The sequence below is a fragment of the Pseudomonas sp. MYb118 genome (assembly GCF_040947875.1).
Lineage (GTDB): Bacteria > Pseudomonadota > Gammaproteobacteria > Pseudomonadales > Pseudomonadaceae > Aquipseudomonas.
In genome coordinates, this window is sequence record NZ_JBFRXN010000001.1 from 269754 (window position 1) to 286986 (window position 17233).

Annotated in this window: 16 protein-coding genes; 12 read left to right on the forward strand and 4 right to left on the reverse strand. The window is 64.3% G+C overall.

Translation table 11 applies throughout. The annotated features are described in order from the left end of the window. Window positions 1–4: 4 nt before the first annotated feature. From ABVN20_RS01285 to ABVN20_RS01300, 4 genes are all read right to left on the reverse strand, one after another. Window positions 5–1675 carry a protein kinase gene (locus ABVN20_RS01285; RefSeq protein ID WP_368553440.1) on the reverse strand — a complete coding sequence of 557 codons (1671 nt, stop codon included), beginning with the start codon at window positions 1673–1675 and terminating at the stop codon, window positions 5–7. A gap of 7 nt (window positions 1676–1682) precedes the next feature. Continuing rightward, window positions 1683–2894 (reverse strand): nitrate/nitrite transporter, encoded by a 1212-nt coding sequence (locus ABVN20_RS01290; protein ID WP_368553442.1) that lies wholly within the window; start codon window positions 2892–2894, stop codon window positions 1683–1685. Window positions 2895–3218: 324 nt separating this feature from the next. Continuing rightward, entirely contained in the window at window positions 3219–3794 is a 576-nt protein-coding gene (locus tag ABVN20_RS01295) for an ANTAR domain-containing response regulator (protein WP_017337471.1), read from the reverse strand. A 15-nt stretch (window positions 3795–3809) separates the two neighbouring features. Then, window positions 3810–5021: a CmpA/NrtA family ABC transporter substrate-binding protein gene (locus tag ABVN20_RS01300; RefSeq protein WP_368553444.1), complete on the reverse strand. Its 1212-nt coding sequence runs from the start codon at window positions 5019–5021 to the stop codon at window positions 3810–3812. A 228-nt stretch (window positions 5022–5249) separates the two neighbouring features. Between ABVN20_RS01300 and ABVN20_RS01305 the strand changes: the two genes are divergently transcribed. The 12 genes from ABVN20_RS01305 to ABVN20_RS01360 are packed head-to-tail and all read left to right on the forward strand — an operon-like array spanning window position 5250 to window position 17058. Then, entirely contained in the window at window positions 5250–5978 is a 729-nt protein-coding gene (locus ABVN20_RS01305; protein ID WP_368553446.1) for a helix-turn-helix domain-containing protein, read from the forward strand. Window positions 5979–5981: 3 nt separating this feature from the next. After that, the gene (gene sctC, locus ABVN20_RS01310; RefSeq protein ID WP_368553448.1) at window positions 5982–7628 is read left to right on the forward strand and encodes a type III secretion system outer membrane ring subunit SctC; all 1647 of its coding nucleotides are present in this window, start codon (window positions 5982–5984) and stop codon (window positions 7626–7628) included. Beyond that, complete coding sequence (gene sctW / locus ABVN20_RS01315; protein ID WP_368553449.1) at window positions 7625–8731, forward strand: type III secretion system gatekeeper subunit SctW; 1107 nt, start codon at window positions 7625–7627, stop codon at window positions 8729–8731. The genes sctC and sctW overlap by 4 nt, the downstream gene beginning before the upstream one ends. Before the next feature lie 21 nt (window positions 8732–8752). Continuing rightward, window positions 8753–10795, forward strand: a complete 2043-nt coding sequence (locus tag ABVN20_RS01320) for an EscV/YscV/HrcV family type III secretion system export apparatus protein (RefSeq protein ID WP_368553450.1) — start codon at window positions 8753–8755, stop codon at window positions 10793–10795. Between the two features lie 10 nt (window positions 10796–10805). After that, window positions 10806–12128: a type III secretion system ATPase SctN gene (gene sctN / locus ABVN20_RS01325; protein ID WP_368553452.1), complete on the forward strand. Its 1323-nt coding sequence runs from the start codon at window positions 10806–10808 to the stop codon at window positions 12126–12128. Next, on the forward strand, window positions 12112–12567 hold the full coding sequence (locus ABVN20_RS01330; protein ID WP_368553454.1) for a type III secretion protein: 456 nt from the start codon (window positions 12112–12114) through the stop codon (window positions 12565–12567). Before sctN ends, ABVN20_RS01330 begins: the two co-directional genes overlap by 17 nt. After that, window positions 12564–13397, forward strand: a complete 834-nt coding sequence (locus tag ABVN20_RS01335) for a hypothetical protein (RefSeq protein ID WP_368553456.1) — start codon at window positions 12564–12566, stop codon at window positions 13395–13397. The genes ABVN20_RS01330 and ABVN20_RS01335 overlap by 4 nt, the downstream gene beginning before the upstream one ends. Next, a complete protein-coding gene (locus tag ABVN20_RS01340) occupies window positions 13394–14317 on the forward strand; it encodes a FliM/FliN family flagellar motor switch protein (RefSeq protein WP_368553458.1) in 924 nt (307 codons plus the stop codon). Before ABVN20_RS01335 ends, ABVN20_RS01340 begins: the two co-directional genes overlap by 4 nt. Beyond that, entirely contained in the window at window positions 14314–14973 is a 660-nt protein-coding gene (locus tag ABVN20_RS01345) for an EscR/YscR/HrcR family type III secretion system export apparatus protein (RefSeq protein ID WP_368553459.1), read from the forward strand. The genes ABVN20_RS01340 and ABVN20_RS01345 overlap by 4 nt, the downstream gene beginning before the upstream one ends. 10 nt (window positions 14974–14983) lie before the next feature. After that, entirely contained in the window at window positions 14984–15238 is a 255-nt protein-coding gene (locus tag ABVN20_RS01350; RefSeq protein ID WP_368553461.1) for an EscS/YscS/HrcS family type III secretion system export apparatus protein, read from the forward strand. 4 nt (window positions 15239–15242) lie between these two features. After that, entirely contained in the window at window positions 15243–16049 is an 807-nt protein-coding gene (gene sctT / locus ABVN20_RS01355; protein ID WP_368554544.1) for a type III secretion system export apparatus subunit SctT, read from the forward strand. Next, window positions 16024–17058, forward strand: a complete 1035-nt coding sequence (locus tag ABVN20_RS01360; RefSeq protein WP_368553462.1) for an EscU/YscU/HrcU family type III secretion system export apparatus switch protein — start codon at window positions 16024–16026, stop codon at window positions 17056–17058. Before sctT ends, ABVN20_RS01360 begins: the two co-directional genes overlap by 26 nt. Window positions 17059–17233: the final 175 nt, after the last annotated feature.

The window sequence follows — 17233 nt, forward strand, 5'->3', positions numbered from 1 at the left end:
CGGTCTACCCATGAAGTAACAAAACCAGCAGCACCAGATTCCCCAACAACGACACCAGCCCCAACGTCCGCCACACCTTCAGCGGTTCGCGCTCCAGCAAGGGTCTGGGTCGAACGCTGAGGCTGCGCCGTTCGCCCTGTTCCAGCACCAGCAGCCATTCCTCAGCCGTCTCGAAGCGCTGGCCCGGGTCTGCCGCCACGCCGCGCTCCAGGCTTTGCGCGACCCATTCCGGCACGTCGGGCCGGTAGCGACTGGCGCTGACCGGCGCGCCAAACCGCGGGCGCTGGAAGGCTTCGATTTCGCCGTAGGGATAATGCCCGGTGAGCAGGAAATACAAGGTCACGCCAACCGAGTAAAGGTCCTGTTGCGCCGTCGGCGGGTCACCCCGAAAGGCCTCCGGGGCAATGTAGCTCGGCGTGCCGGGCAGCGTCGAAGGCTGATCCTCGGACAGGCCTGGGCAGTAGGCGAGGCCGAAATCCAGCAGGCGCAGTTCGCCGTCCTCCCCCAGCAGCAGGTTTTCCGGCTTGATGTCGCGGTGCAGGATCTGCCTGCGGTGCAGCATGCCCACCGCCCGCAGCAAACGCTCGGCGAGGTCCTGCCATTGTCCCAGCGGCAGCGTGGCCTCGCCTTGCGTGAGTTGCGCCAGGGTCGAGCCAGGGTACTCGCGCATCGCGTAATACAGGTGCTGGCGTTGACTGCCGGCGTGCACTTCGGGGAAGTGTCGTCCGGCCACCCGCTTGAGAAACCATTCTTCGCTGAGCAATGCCTGCCCGGCCAGGTGATCGTCGTGCAGGGCCGGGGGCAGGGTTTTCAACAGCCAGGATTGCTGTTGGGCGTCGCGCACCCGATAGAGCAGTGATTGCTGGCTCTGTGCGACAACCCCTTCAACGAGCCAGCCCTCGAAGGACTGGCCGGCTTTCAGCGGCGGCGGCAACGGCCATTGCTGTAAATGAATCAGCGCATCGCCGATGCTGGTCTCGCCCAGGGCGTCGACCCGCACCAGCAGCGCACTGGCGTTGTCCTGGCTGCCGGCCAGGTGCGCGGCACTCACCAGGGTTTGCGCGGCGCTGTGCAGGTCCGGCTGGTCGCGCAGGATCGCCGCGATCGCGGTGTCACCGAGCACGGCCCAGATGCCGTCGCTGAGCAGCACGAAGCTTTCATCGAGGCGCAATTCGCCGTCGAGGAAGTCCAGCACCAGGTGCTGATCCAGACCCAGCGCGCGCTTGAGCACATGCTGCATGCCCGGCTGGTCCCAGACGTGGTCTTCGCTGATCCGTTGCAGTTGATCGGCGTGCCAGCGATACACCCGGCAATCGCCGACGTGGGCCAGGGTAAACCGCCGTCCGCGCATGACCAGTGCGCTGACGGTGGTGAGCAAGGGTTGCCCGCCGCCGTTGGCCTGCAACCAGCGATTCTGTGCCAGCAGCAGGCGATCCAGCGCCTGGGCGACGCCCCAGGTTTCCGGGGTGGCGTAGTAGTCCAGGGCCAGCGCCTGCAAGGTCGAGCGCGCGGCCAGCCCGCCATCGGCGCACTGGCTGACGCCGTCGGCGATGGCGAACAGGAAACCCTTGCTCGCCGCCAATGCCGGCGCCGGCGTGACCAGGCGCAGGGCGTCCTGGTTTTCCTCGCGGGGGCCGATGGCGCTGGCTTCGGCGAAACTCAGTTGCAGGCTCATTCAACGCTTACACCCGTGCGGCGGTGACAGCGGCCGAGCCCCAGGTGGTTCTCCAGCGACGCTTGACCGCGTGCAGGCCGAACCAGGCCAGCACGCCAAGGCTGGCGAACAACCACAGCGCCAGTTGGTAGCTGCCGGTGCTCTGCTTGATCGCCCCCATGCCGGCCGCCAGGGCAAAACCGCCGATGCCGCCGGCCATGCCGATCAACCCGGTCATCACGCCGATCTCGCGGCGAAAGCGCTGCGGCACCAACTGGAACACCGCGCCATTACCCGCACCCAGGCCGAGCATGGTGCAGACGAACAGGGCCAGTGCGGCGTAGGAACTGGGCAGGTTGAAGCCCACCGCCGCGATGCAGATCGCCGCCACGGTGTACATGCCGAGCAGGGTGCGAATGCCGCCGAAGCGATCGGCCAGGGCGCCACCCAGCGGGCGCATCAGGCTGCCGCCGAACACGCAGGCGGCGGTGTAATAACCGGCCGTCACCGGGCTCAGGCCGTACTGGTCGTTGAAGTAGCCGGGCAGGGCGCTGGCCAGGCCGATAAAGCCGCCGAAGGTCACGCAGTAGAAGAACATGAACCACCAGCTGTCTCGGTCGCCCAGGGCCTTGAAGTAGTCGGCCATTGCCTTGGCCTTGGGCCGTTCAGGGGCGTTTTTGGCAAGGCTAGCGAAGACGATCAGGGTCAGCACCAGCGGGATCACGGCGAAGCCGAACACGTTGCTCCAGCCGTACGCGGCCGCCAGCACCGGGGCGATCAGGGCCGCCAGCACAGTGCCCGAGTTGCCGGCCCCGGCGATGCCCATGGCTTTGCCCTGGTGCTGCGGTGGATACCATTGCGACGCCAGCGGCAGGGCGACGGCGAAGGAGGCGCCGGCCATGCCCAGGAACAGGCCGAGCAGCAGCGCCTGTTCGTAGCTGTGGATCCCCAGCTTCCAGGCACCGAACAGTGCGCAGATGACGATGACCTGGCCGATCAGCCCGGCGGTCTTGGGCGACAGGCGATCGGCAAGCATGCCCATGACGAAGCGCAGCACGGCGCCGGCCAGGATCGGCGTGGCCACGACCATGCCGCGTTGCTGGGTGGTCAGGTGCAGGTCGCCGGCAATCTGCACCGCCAGTGGGCCCAGTAGGTACCAGACCATGAAGCTCAGGTCGAAATAGAGAAAGGCCGCGAACAGGGTCGGGGTATGGCCGGATTTCCAGAAGCTTGAATTCATCGCGCACCTCAGCTGTGAGTCGTCTCGAGAAGGAGTCATGAGCTTGCGGGTGGCAGGCCGCAACGGCCGCACCACCGGCCCCGGGCTGTGGGGCCAAAACAAAAAAGACGCCGCCACCGGATTCGCCATGGGCCAATCAGGTGAGCGACGTCTTTGTCGTAGGTGGGGCAACCGCCGTTGGTTACCTGTGAGGGAATGCTTTGCCAGATCTGTGCCAACAGGTGGGACCGTGTAACGGCCCATCGCGAGCAGGCTCGCTCCCACAGTTGATCTGCGGTGCACACAAATCCTCTGTGGGAGCGAGCCTGCTCGCGATGGCGTCCTTCAACCCAACAGTTCACTCATGGCAATGATCTGCTCCGCCACCTGGATCAGCTTCTGCTGGCGGCTCATGGCCTGGCGGCGCATCAGGGTGTAGGCCTCTTCCTCGTTGCAGTCCTTCATCTTCATCAGCAGCCCCTTGGCCAGCTCGATGCGCTTGCGCTCGGCCAGTTGCAGGTCGCGGGCATGCAGCTGGGCGCGCAGGGCCTGGTCGCTTTCGAAGCGGGCCATGGCGACGTCGAGGATCGGTTGCAGGCGTTGCGCGTGAATGCCTTCGACGATGTAGGCGCTGACCCCGGACTTGATCGCCTGGCGCATCACATCGGGGTCGTGTTCGTCGGTGAACATCACGATCGGGCGTGGCTGGTCGCGACTGACCAGCACCACTTGTTCCATCACATCGCGGCCCGGTGACTCGGTATCGATCAGGATCACGTCCGGACGCACCGTTTCGACGCGTGCGGGCAGGTCGATGGTCAGGCCGGACTCGTCGATCACTTCGAAGCCGGCTTCGGTCAGGGCCGCCTTGAGCCGGCCGACTTTTTTCGCGGTGTCATTGATCAGCAGGATACGCAACATGTTCGCAGTCTCCTGTCAGCGGCTGGCGAGTAGGGGCGAGCTGTCGCTCATGGCGTGCAGCTTGAAGCTGCGGGCGTAGCCGGCCGGGTCCGAACCGTCCCAGGTCTTGCCGTCGATCAACTGGCTGCTGCGCATGTCCCGGGTCGAGGGGACGATGCCGACGGCGCTGGCCGCCGCGTTGTACAGCTCAAGTTGCTGGACCTGACGAGCCACCGCGAGGTAGTCGGGGTCTTCGCGCAACAGCCCCCAGCGGCGGAACTGGGTCATGAACCACATGCCGTCGGACAGGTACGGCACGTTCACCTCGCCCTCAGCATGAAAGCGCAGGGCGTGCGGGTCCTGCCAGCGATTGCCGAGGCCATCGAGGTAATCGCCGAGCAACCGTGGCTCGATGCAATCGAGTGGTGCATCGAGGTACTGCGGGGCGCTCAACAATTGTGCCGTACTGCGGCGGTTCTCCTGGCTGTCTTCGATAAAACGGCTGGCTTGCAGGATCGCCATCACCAGGGCGCGCGCGGTGTTGGGGTATTGCTCGACGAAGGCGCGGGTGCAACCGAGGACTTTTTCCGGATGGTCGGGCCAGATGGCCTGGGAAGTGGCCAGGGTGAAGCCGAGGTCCTGCTTCACCGCGCTGGCGGACCACGGCTCGCCGACGCAGAAACCGTCGATACGCCCGGCTTGCAGGTGCGCGACCATTTGCGGCGGCGGCACCACCACGCTGTCGACGTCGTGCAGCGGGTGAATGCCCTGGCTCGCCAGCCAGTAATACAGCCACATCGCGTGGGTGCCGGTGGGGAAGGTCTGGGCGAACGTAAGTTTTGGTCGAGTTTGGTGCACGTGCCGATCCAGTGCCTCAGGACCGGTCACGCCCAACGCCTGCAAGCCGTGGGACAGGTTGATGCTCTGGCCGTTCTGATTCAGGCCCATCAACACCGCCATGTCAGTGCCGGCCACGCCGCCGATGCCCAGGTGTACCGCGTAGATCAGGCCGTAGAGGCTGTGGGCGGCATCCAGTTCGCCGCTGACCAGTTTGTCGCGCAGGTTGGCCCAGGACGACTGGCGCTTGAGGTTCAGGGTCAGCCCGTAGGGCTGGGCGAAACCCTGGGTGGCGGCGACCACCACCGAGGCACAGTCGCTCAAGGCCATGAAACCGAGATTGATCTCGGTTTTCTCCGGGGCATCGCTGCCGTTGACCCAGGCCAGTGGGCCCATTGATGGTTCGATCATTACGTCTTCACCTTGCAAAAAAAAGCGTCGCCCCGCGTCCCTGCATGCGCAAGGCCGGGTGACGACGCCATTGTCCCTGCACGCATCCCGCCGTTGACATGAGTGCTGATACCTCTGCGGGTGCAAGGCATATGCCAGCGCGCCATTCATCAGGTTTTCATCAGGACTTGCCGGGCTCGCTCTTCCATCCTGCGAACCCTTGATCGTCAGGCCGCAAAGGAGATTGGCGTGCTCACCGAATCGCATTGCGTCACAACATTCCCCGGTGGTCGCTGCGGCGAGCGCGTGTTGCATCTGCGGGTCAGCGAATCGGCCCTGTTGCTGGGGCCGTCACAGCACCTGCGCCTGCCTGCCGGCTGGCAAGGCCTGGTCGCTGTCAGCGAAGCCCTGCAACTCCAGGGCGACGGCGTGCAGGTCATGCCGCTGGCGCAGGGGTTGCTGGTGAAGTTGCAGGTGTTCATCGACCTCAGCGCCGCCTTGAGCGAGCCACGGCAACGCCTTGCGCCGTGGGCGACCTTGGCGGTGGATGTCGACACCGTCCGCTCCGAGGGCGCCCTGGAACGCTGGTACATCGCGCAAGCACTCGACGGTGGCGCGGCCTACCAGAGCTTCGCCAGGGTCCTGCGTCATGGCGAAAGTTACGGCCTCGTGCGCTTTCTGCTGGAGCAGGGCACCCACAGCGAAAAGCTTTCGGACCTGGCGCAACGCTACGGTGTGTCGGTTTCGCACTTCCGCCGTTTATGCCACCAGGCACTGGGCAGTGCAGCCAAGCCGGCGTTACGCGGTTGGCGCACGGCCCGGGCGTTGTTGAACATGAGCCTGCAGGACAGTTCGCTGACCGATGTCGCCCTGGAACTGGGCTTCGCCTCGTCTTCGCATTTCTCCAGGGAAATCCGCACGCTGGTGGGGTTCACGCCCAGCAGCCTGTGTGACATCACGTATCTGCCGGGCAAGTGAATGATGAACCGTCCAGCCATCTCTTTTCTGTCCACCTGGCTGTGCCTCGCAGGGCTGCTCGCGCCCTCAGGCGCCCAGGCCGATGTCTACAGTTTCGAAGCCCGCGAGCAGAGTGTGCGGACATTTTTCAGTGAGCTGTCCGGGCCCCTCGGCAAGCCGGTCGTGGTCAGCAAGACCGCGGCGGCCAAGCGCATCTCCGGCACCTTTGACCTGCGTAAGCCACAGCAGACGTTCGAGCGTGTCAGCGCACAGATGGGCCTGATCTGGTACAGCGACGGTCAGGCGATCTACCTGTATGACGCCGCCGAATTCAAAAGCTCGATGATGTCGTTGCAGACCCTGACGGTGGCGAAGTTGCAGGCGTTCCTCGAGCGCTCCGGCTTGCATGACCGGCGGTATCCGTTGCGTCATGACGGCCTGCGCACGTTCCATGTGTCCGGGCCGCCGATGTACGTCGACCTGGTGATGCAGGCGGCGGGCATGATGGATAACCAGCGCTCGGAACTGATGCTCGGCAAGCAGCAGATCGGCGTGATCCAGGTGCGCAATACCTTTGTCGGCAATCGCCAATACGACCTGCGCGACGACAAGATCACCGTACCGGGCCTGGCGACCGTGATCGAGGACTTGCTGCGGGGCGAGCCCAATGCTGTCGAGACCACCGTGGCCCAGATCCCGTCGCAGCGACAGGCCGGGATGCCGGAGTTTCCCCTGGCCGGGCTGGCGAGTGCGCTGACCGAGCAGGATCCGGCGGCACCGCGCATCCTGGCGCGTGACATGGCCGCCGGCAACATCCGTGTCGTGGCCTATCCCGACACCAACAGCCTGTTGATCAAGGGTTTGCCCGAGCAGGTCCGCTTTATCGAGAACCTGGTGACGGCGCTGGACACGCCCAAGCGCCACGTCGAACTGTCGCTGTGGATCATCGACCTGCACAAGGATGAACTCAATCAGTTGGGCATCAACTGGCAAGGCGGTTCCAGGGTCGCTGGGCGGTTCGGTACCTCGCTCAATGCCGGTTCGACCACCACCCTCAATGGCGCGTCGTTCGTCGCGCGCATTCTGGCCCTTGAGCGTACGCAACGAGCGAATGTGGTGTCGCGGCCGATGATTCTGACCCAGGAAAACGTGCCGGCGATCTTCGATAACAACCGCACCTTTTATGCGCCGCTGGTGGGCGAGCGCAGTGTCGATCTGCAACACGTGACCTACGGCACGCTGGTCAACGTGCTGCCGCGGTTCGCCCAGACCGACGAAATTGAAATGTCGCTCACCATCGAAGACGGCAACCAGATCGACGACCCCGATCAGGGGGAACAACCGAGTGCATTGCCAACGGTCGGTCGGACCCGCATCAGCACCGTGGCGCGCGTGCCTCCGGGCAAGAGCCTGCTGGTGGGCGGCTTCACCCGCGATGATCACAGCGAGCAGATCGGCCGGATACCGGTGCTTGGCTCGATCCCGTGGGTCGGGCGGCTGTTCAGCTATCGGCAAAGCCGCTCGGCCAATACCGTGCGGGTGTTCCTGATTCAACCCAGGGAAATTCGCGACACCCTGGAGCCCGATGTCGTCGAGCCGGCCGCGCGCTTGCTGACCCCGCAACAGCACGAGTGGGTGCGCCGCAGCTATCTGCGGGGGACGCCGCCATGATCCTGCCGGCGGTTTCCAGCACCGGACGGGCGGCCCAGGCTCGACTCAACGCGGACAAGGCCGCCGAGCATCCGCAGCCACAGGCAACGGCGGAAGCGGAACCCGAGGAGGGCTCCGCCGTGGCGGTAGCCCAGCGCCTGGCGCAGATCAGCGATGAAATGTCGGCGGCACTCACGCAGTTTCGCGCCCGGCGGCATTTCGAGCAGAAGTCCGATGGCCTGACGGACAGCTTCGAACGCGTGCTGGATGACGACATCCTGCCCAAGGTTCAGCACTTGCTCAGGCTGGCGCCACTCGCCGCGCAGCCGGTGGCGTGGCTGCTGCAGATGGCGCGCAAATTGTTCGCCGACGACAGCGACCTGGCCTGCGTGCTGCGCGCCCTGTTGCGCCGCAGGACGCTGGACAAGGTCAGCCGGCAGCGCCTCGAAACCCTGTTGCACACCGTCGTCGCCCAGGCTTGCCCGAAGCGATTGAAGGCCGGAATCAACGCCGCACTCAAGGCCAGGATGTTCGGTGCGGCGATGGCCGTGCGCGCGGCGCTGTTGCGCGAAACGTACCGGGATTTTCTCGAGTCCGATGACGGGCCGGTCGGTTGTTATCAGGACTGGATCGCGCTCTATGGCCTGACGCAACGCCTGCACGTGCTGGCGTTCGTCGAAGCGGCATTGTTGACCGATATCAGTGCCCAGGACCCGAGCTGTTCGCGTCTGGAGTTCGGCCGCCTGCTGGCGCGATTGAACGAGCTCAAGCACCTGCGTTCAGCCGAAACCCGGTTCGTCGCGGGCGTGCTCGGGGATGCGCTGGTCTGTCGGCACAACCCCGACGAGGCGGACTGGCTGGTGTTCCTGTTCGGCCTGTTGACCTGCCCGGATGAGCTCGATGAATTACTGCTTGGCGTGGTCGGTGAGGCGCTGCTGTTGAGCCCGCACCGTGAGCGCTCGGCATTGCTGCAGACGCTGCGGCGATTGAGCCTCGCCTTGCCGCTGGTACTGTTCGCCGATGACCAGGCACCTCTGCGCCTGGCGCAACAGTTCTCGGGCCTGGCCGACCTTGCCTGGCGCCACGAAGGCCTGGCCCTGGGACATCCCGGCGGTGACTCATGATCGCTGCCCGGAGCTGACGCCATGTTCAATGTGTTTTTGCGCCACGCCGGCGCGCGCCCGGAGCTGCTGATCCTGACCCTGATGGTGATGATCATCGCCATGTTGATCATTCCCTTGCCGACGGTGCTGGTGGATTTTCTCATCGGCCTGAACATCGTCATTTCGTTGCTGGTGTTCATGGGCTCGTTCTACATCGAACGCATCCTCGCCTTTTCGACCTTTCCGGCGTTGCTGCTGCTGACCACGCTGTTTCGCCTGGCGCTGTCGATCAGCACCAGCCGTCTGATTCTCAGCCAGGCGGATGCCGGCGAGATCATCGCCTCCTTCGGAGAGTTCGTGATCGGCGAAAGCCTGGTGGTGGGCTTCGTGATCTTTTCCATCGTCACCATTGTCCAGTTCATCGTGATCACCAAGGGTTCGGAGCGGGTCGCCGAGGTCGCGGCGCGGTTCTCGCTGGACGGCATGCCCGGCAAGCAGATGAGCATTGATGGCGACCTCAAGGCCGGCGTCATCAGCGCCGAGGAGGCCAGGGAAAAACGCAGCGTGCTGGAGCGTGAAAGCCAGTTGTACGGCTCCTTCGACGGGGCGATGAAGTTCATCAAGGGCGATGCGATCGCCGGCATCGTGATCATCTTCGTCAACTTCATCGGTGGCATGGCCATCGGGCTCGGGCAACTGGGCATGGATACCTCCACCGCGCTGTCGACCTACACCTTGCTGACCATCGGCGATGGCCTGGTCGCGCAGATCCCGGCGTTGCTGATCGCCATCGGCGCCGGCTTCATCGTGACCCGCGTCAACGGGGACGACAGCAACCTGGGGCGCAACATGCTCGCGCAGATGCTCGGTAATCCGTTCGTGATGGGCGTGACTGCGCTGCTGGCGGTCGGGGTTGGCCTGTTGCCGGGGTTCCCGCTGCTGACCTTCGTGCCCATCGCCGGGTTGCTCGCGCTGGTGGTGTTTGTCCGCCAGCGCCCCGGTGTCACTGCGGGCAACAAGCATGCGAGTGGCGGCGAGCAGGACGCGCCGCCGGGCGGCTCGGGCCTGCTGGACAACATCGACAACGTCGCCACCGAAACCGTCGCCCTGATGCTGTTGGTGCCCACCGCGCAACTGACAGCGTTGACCGACGCGCGTTGGCCGGGGCGGTTTCGCAACCAGTTTTTCATCGACTACGGGCTGCGCATTCCCGAGCCGCAACTGCGTGGCAACGATGGCCTGCCGGCGCATCAGGTGGCAGTGCTGATCAATGAAGTGCGCGCCGAGCAGTTCGACATTCACTTCGATCACTGGCGCCTGCTCGACTATTCGCCGGATCTGGAACCCCTGGGATTTTCCCTGGTACGCGGCAACGACAGCAATCGTCTGGCCGGCGTGTGGGTCAACGCGGGCGACCGCGAGCGCATCCTGCAACTGGGCTATCAACTGCGCCCGGCCGACGAGGAATGCTATCGCTGCCTGGTGACGTTGCTGGCGCGCAACATCAGCGAGTTTTTTGGCGTTCAGGAGACCAAGCAGCTGCTCGACGAAATGGAGACCCGCTATCCCGATCTGCTCAAGGAAGTGTACCGCCACGTCACCGTGCAGAAGATCGCCGAGGTGCTGCAACGCCTGATTGGCGAGCGGATTTCCGTACGCAACATGAAGCTGATCCTGGAGTCGCTGGCGCACTGGGCTTCGCGGGAAAAGGACGCCCTGGTGCTGGTCGAACATGTGCGCGGGACGATGGCGCGCTACATCAGCAACAAGTTCGCCCACGGCAATGACCTGCGCGTGCTGCTGCTGTCGCCGGAGTTCGAAGAAGTGGTGCGCCAGGGTATCCGGCAAACCTCGGGCGGCAGTTTCATCAACCTCGAACCGGCCGATTCGGAAGAGCTGATGGACCGCCTGAGCGTGGGCCTGGACAGCCTGCACATCGCGCACAAGGACATGGTGCTGCTGTGCTCGGTGGATGTGCGGCGCTACGTCAAGAAGCTGATCGAGGTGCGATTCCGCGAGCTGGACGTGATGTCGTTCGGCGAAATCTCCGAGACCGTCTCGGTCAATGTCATCAAGACGCTCTGAGGACCCTGGCATGAACCCGACCGCACCTGAGACTCGAACAGCACCGACAGGCACGCGACTGGAGCGGCGCGCGGCGCATCCGCTGCGCCTGAGCGGCCCGTTGCTCGAAGCGGCGTTGGAGGATGTGGTGATCGGTGAAGTCTGCGACGTGCGGCGTCACTGGTGCTCGCCGCAGGTGACGGCCAGGGCTCAGGTGATTGGTTTCAAACCCGACGCGGTGCTGCTCAGTCTGCTCGGGGACGCGAAGGGGCTGTCCAGGCAGTCGATGATCGTGCCGACCGGCTCGACGCTGCGCCTGATGTGCAGCGATGCCTTGCTGGGCAGTGTGGTCGACCCCCAGGGCCAGATCGTCGAGCGTCTGGCACCTGCGACCGCCGTGGCGGCGCAAGCGTATCCGGTGGATGCCGACCCGCCGGCGTACCACCAGCGCCGGCCCGTGGCCGACGTGCTGAACACCGGCATTCGCGTCATTGACGGCTTGCTCACCTGCGGGGTCGGCCAGCGCATGGGACTTTTCGCCGCGGCGGGCTCGGGCAAGACCACCTTGATCAACATGCTGATCAGCCACAGCGAGGCGGATGTCTTCGTCATCGGCCTGATCGGCGAGCGTGGCCGAGAGGTGACCGAATTCATTGAACAGTTGCGCCAGTCGGCGCAGCGATCACGGTGCGTGGTGGTATTTGCCACCTCGGACTTTTCGTCGGTGGACCGCTGCAACTCGGCGCTGCTGGCCACGACCATTGCCGAGTACTTTCGCGATCAGGGCCGCAATGTGCTGTTGCTGCTCGACTCGTTGACCCGCTATGCCCGTGCCCGCCGCGACCTGGCGCTGGCCGCTGGCGAAGCGCCGGCCCGTCGCGGTTACCCGGCCTCGGTGTTCGATGCCTTGCCACGCCTGCTGGAGCGGCCCGGTGTGACCGCCGCCGGAAGCATCACGGCCTGGTACACGGTGCTGCTGGAAAGTGACGACGAGCCGGATCCGATTGCCGAGGAGATCCGCTCCATTCTCGACGGCCATGTCTATCTCAGCCGTGCCCTGGCGGCCAAGGGGCATTACCCGGCGATTGATGTGCTGCGCAGCGTCAGCCGTGTGGCCACGCAAATTACCTCGGCCGACGTTCGGCAATCCGCGGCCTCGACCCGGGACACCCTGGCACGCCTGGAGCAGTTGCAGATTTTCCTCGACATGGGCGAGTACACCCCGGGCAATGACGTCGCCAATGACCAGGCGTTGCAGCGTCGCGAGGCGTTGACGCTGTGGTTGCGCCAACCCACGTCGCAGCGGAGCCAGCCCGACGAAACCCTGCGCAGCCTCAATGAACTCCTTGCCTGAGCGCCGGCGCCTGCTGGCGTTGCAACAGTGGCGTCAGCAGCGGGCTGAACGGGTGCTGCACCAGAGCCAGCGGCAGTTGCAGGCGTTGCGCGCGGAACTGGCCGGTTTCGCCGGGCAAGAGGCATCGCTGCAGCAGTTGCTGGCCAGCCATCGCGCCACCGATTGCGTGCTGGAGCGTGTGCAACTGCTGGCGCTGTTGCGGACCCAGGCGGTCATCCGCCGGCAGCTGGATCTGCTGCGTGTCGAGCACGACCACGTGGCCGGGCAGTGCAGGGCGCTCGAACAGTCGTTGCAGGTGCAACGCGAACACCTGCGTGAGGCGCGGCGTCGGCACGACACCTGCGCACGTTCGGTGCAGCAAGGGATGCGCGCGCAGCGCCAGGAACAGTTGCGCCGTGAGGAACGAGAAATGGACGACATGAGTGGAGTACGGCGATGAAAGGGCTTCCCATTGTTCCAGCAGGTTGGATCTACACCCTCGACCCCGCGCGCGTGGTTGGCACGGACCTGCCATTAGAAACGCAGATACCGGCGCAACAGGACGAGCTGCCGCAAGGCGTGCTGGATTTGCTGGCGATGCTGGTCGTGCGTCCTCCGCCGCCATCCGCTGGCCAGGCGGCACCTCTGACAGCCGATGCTCCTGCATCCGCCGCTGAGCCGGAGCCGGACCCGAAGCCGTTGCCGTTGTCGTTGTCGTTGCCGTTGTCGTTGCCGGTGGCCGTGCCGGAGCGTCGATTCGACTTGCCTGCCAGGCTGGCGTCATTCGCCGCGACCCTTGCAGCGGATTCGCCGCAACCCGCGACTGAACCGCTGCCCGGCAGGGTCGAGCCGCTGGTGATCGAGCGAACTGCCGTTGCCCCGGCACTGGCTGTTCCCGTGGGTGAAGCGCCAGTTCCCGAAGTAAACCTGCAAGCACCACGCAACGTCCCCGTGATCACCTCGCCTGCCGTGCCTTTGCCGTCGGCGCCGCTGCCCCGAGCCGCTCTCGAAGTGAACATTGAAGTGCCCCCCGGCCCGAGTCCGGGCCTGTTGCAGGTGCCCTTCAACAAAGGGGTGGCCAGCGGGCAGGTGACGATCAGCCGAGAGTTCGACGAACCGGCGCGACCGTTGCTGCTCAGCCCAAGCAACCCGCAAGTCTTCGAACAACTCAAGGCACCGCTCGAACAACTGCGCGAACCCGCCTGGCGGCTGACTGATCAGCGTGGCGAGCAGCAGCGTCAGGGTTCGCGCCAGTCACCGGATGACGAGCCGTCGGAGTCGTCGACATGAGCAACTTGAGATTGCGCCGGGTCGAGGTGTTGGCGCATGCCAGGGCGCAAGCGCTGCAACGCTGGCGCCGTGCCGGTCATGGTGCGGGCCTGGGCAGGCCGGAGCAGTCATCCGGCTATCTGCGGTTTGCTGCCCGTGGCGGCGAGGGCGAGTGGCGTGGCCTGACCGGCGCCCAGGACTGGCTGAGTCACGCGCTACCGGGCCTGCGTGCATTGCTGAGCGATGCATGTCCGGATACCCGCATCGTCCGGTTGTTCCAGGCCGTGGCACAACCGCTGGTGCTGCCCGTTGACGAGTTGCGCTATCACGAGCTGATCGACATTGAACTGATCACGGCAGCGCCACAGCCCGTGCACGACTGGCCGTGGCTCGACACGCCACGGGGCAGGGTGTGGGTGACGCAATTGCCCGCGCCACGCTCGCTCAGCCGCCCGGTGAGCGCTCCGTTGTGGCTGCGGGGTTTGCCGCTGCGCCTGGAATTGTTGCTGGGTGTCAGCCACTTGCGCCAGGACAGTCGGGCGCGGCTGGGTGTGGGCGATGTCCTGCGTATCACGCATCGAACCGATCAATGCCTGCTGGCCGGTCAATGCATCGGCCATTTCACGTTCACGCCAGAGGGAATACACATGCAATCTACGCTTGCCGAGCCACTTCAGCAGCACACTGAGGAGACCCCGGCGCAGGCCGATCTGGCGACATTGCCGTTACGCCTCGAGTTCCTGCTGGCCCGCCAGGACACTGATCTGGGAACGCTGGCGCAGATGATCGAGGGCCAGTTGATCGCCCTGACGAGCGATGCCGCACAACACATCGAAGTGCGCGCCAATGGCAAACCCGTCGCCCGGGGAGAGCTGGTGCAGCTTGAGCAAGGGTTGGGCGTCGAGGTGCTTGAGGTGTATCGGTCGGAACCGCCGCTATGAACGATGTCTCGCTGATCGCGCTGCTGGCCTTCGCCTCGCTGTTGCCGTTCCTGGTGGCCGCCGGCACCTGCTACATCAAGTTTTCCATTGTGTTCATCATCGTGCGCAACGCGCTGGGGTTGCAGCAGGTGCCCTCGAACATGACGCTCAATGCGGTTGCCCTGATGCTGGCGATCTTCGTCATGACCCCGGTGATGAAGCAAGGCTACGGGTATTACCGGGAAGAGGCCGTGGCGTTCACCGATATCGAATCGGTGGTGACCTTCGCCGAAAACGGCTTGGGCGGTTACAAGGATTACCTGCGCAAGTACACCGATCCCGACCTGGCGCTGTTCTTCGAACGAGCCCAGGCGGTGCAGGTCGATGGCAGGCACGACGCGGTCGAGGATGAGGCGCTGACGCCGTCGTTGTTTGCGCTGTTGCCGGCCTACGCGCTGAGTGAAATCAAGAGTGCGTTCAAAATCGGTTTTTACCTGTACCTGCCGTTCGTGATCGTCGATCTGGTGATCTCCAGCATCCTGCTGGCGCTGGGCATGATGATGATGAGCCCGGTGATCATTTCGGTGCCGATCAAACTGGTGTTGTTCGTCGCGCTGGATGGCTGGGCACTGCTGTCGACCGGGTTGGTCAAGCAGTACCTGACCCTGCTGGCGTGAGGCGACCCGGATGAATGATCTGGTGTATGCCGGCAACAAGACCCTGTACCTGATTCTGCTGATGGTGGCCTGGCCGATTATCGTGGCCACGGTGGTCGGGCTGGTGGTGGGGCTGATCCAGACCGTGACGCAGTTGCAGGAGCAGACCTTGCCGTTCGGTTTCAAGCTGCTAGCGGTGGCGGGGTGCCTGTTTCTGCTGTCGGGATGGTACGGCGAAACTTTGCTGGACTTCAGTCGTGAAGTCATCCGCCTGGCGCTGGTCTAGCCCGATGTCGGTGACGCTGTTTTTCGAGCTGTATGCCTGGTTCGCCGGCGCACTCCTGGGGTTTGCGCGGCTGGCTCCGATCTTTTTCATGCTGCCGTTTCTCAACAGCAGTGTCCTGACCGGCGCCCCGCGACAGGCGGTGATCCTGCTGGTGGCGGCGGGGTTCTGGAGTTGTATCGGCATGCCGCTGCCGCGTCTCGACGGGTTGGCGTTCTTCGGTTTGCTGCTGCGCGAAGCCGGGATCGGCGTGTTGCTGGGTTGCCTGCTGTGCTGGCCGTTCTGGGTACTGCACGCCATGGGCAACCTGATCGACAACCAGCGCGGGGCGATGCTCAGCAGTACCGTGGACCCGGCCAATGGTGTCGATACTTCGGAGCTGGCGAACTTTCTGCAACTGTTCGCCGCCGTGGTCTATCTCGAAGGCGGCGGCATGCTGTTGATGCTCGAAACCGTGGACCACAGCTACCGTCTGTGCGCGCCGAGCAACGCCTGCGAGGTGAGCGTGTGGGCGGCGGTGGGCCTGCTCGATGCGCTGGTGAGCAAGACGCTGGTGATCAGCGCGCCGGTGGTGGCCACGTTGCTGATCAGTGAGGCCTTGTTGGGGTTGCTCTCGCGCTACGCGCCGCAGATGAACGCGTTTTCGGTGTCGCTGACGGTCAAGAGTCTGGTGGCACTGGTGGTGCTGATGCTGTACTTCGGCGTGCATTTGCCTGACGAAGTCCTGCGTCTGGGCGGCAAGCCCCAGGCGCTGGAACACAGCCTGCATGTCGATGGGGAGGCCGGCGATGTCGTCCAGCGCTTCGAAGACTGAGAAGCCCACGGCCAAGCGCCTGCGCGATGCGTCACGCAAGGGGCAGACGTTCAAGGCCAAGGATCTGGTGGTCACCTGCCTGACGCTGTGCGGCATGACCTACATGGTATTCAACGCTTCTCTGATGGACATCATGGAGGCCTATCGACGCATCATCGCCAGGGGATTTGACGCCGACTTGCAGCAGTATTCGGCAACGCTGGTGATCGTGGGGCTCAAGGCATTGTTGCCGTTGCTGGTGGTGTGCGTCCTGACCAGTGCCGTACCGGCCTTGCTGCAAAGCGGTTTCGCCATGGCCAGCGAAGCCTTGAAGCTCAACTTCGGTGCGTTGAACCCGATCAATGGCCTGAAAAAACTGTTCAGCCTGCGCACCGTGAAAGACACGGTCAAAGCGCTGTTGTACCTGGCCAGCTTCGCGCTGGCGTTGTGGATTGTCTGGATCACCCAGCGGCAATTGTTGTTTGCCCAACTGTTCGCCGAGGTACCCGATCTGTTCGCGATCTGGGGCCATTTGCTGCTGGTGCTGGTGCTGACGTTTCTGGTCTGCGTGCTGTTGATCGTCGTGCTCGATGCGCTGAGCGAGTATGGGTTGTTCATGCGCGACCAGATGATGGACAAGGATTCGGTCAAGCGTGAACACAAGGAGCAGGACGGTGACCCACAGGTCAAGGGGCGCCGTCGTGAACTGCACCGTGAGCTGCTGTCGGAGCAGATCAAATCCGACGTGCGCAACTCGCGGATGATCATCGCCAACCCCACGCACATCGCCATCGGCGTGTACTTCCAGCCGGAAATCACCGTGCTGCCGTTCATTTCCCTGATGGAAACCAACCAGCGCGCCCTGGCCGTTCGCGCCTATGCCAGAGAGGTCGGCGTGCCGGTGATCAATGACGTCGCCCTGGCCCGGCGGATTTACAGGACCCACCAGCGTTACAGCTTTCTGCAGGTGCAGGAGGTCGAGGAAGTCCTGCGCCTGTTGATCTGGCTGGAGCAGGTTGAGCAGGCATGAAAATCTGTAGGAGCGAGCTTGGCGAATCGTCGCACCGTCGCGATGGTCGTAAACGATGACGCGAGATACCTGGTGCCCCGTGGCGCTCTTGGGTTTTTTTCGCGAGCAAGCTCGCTCCTACAGGATGGTTGTCAACGATGACGGGGCAGGTGGGCAATGAGCGCAATTTGGCAGC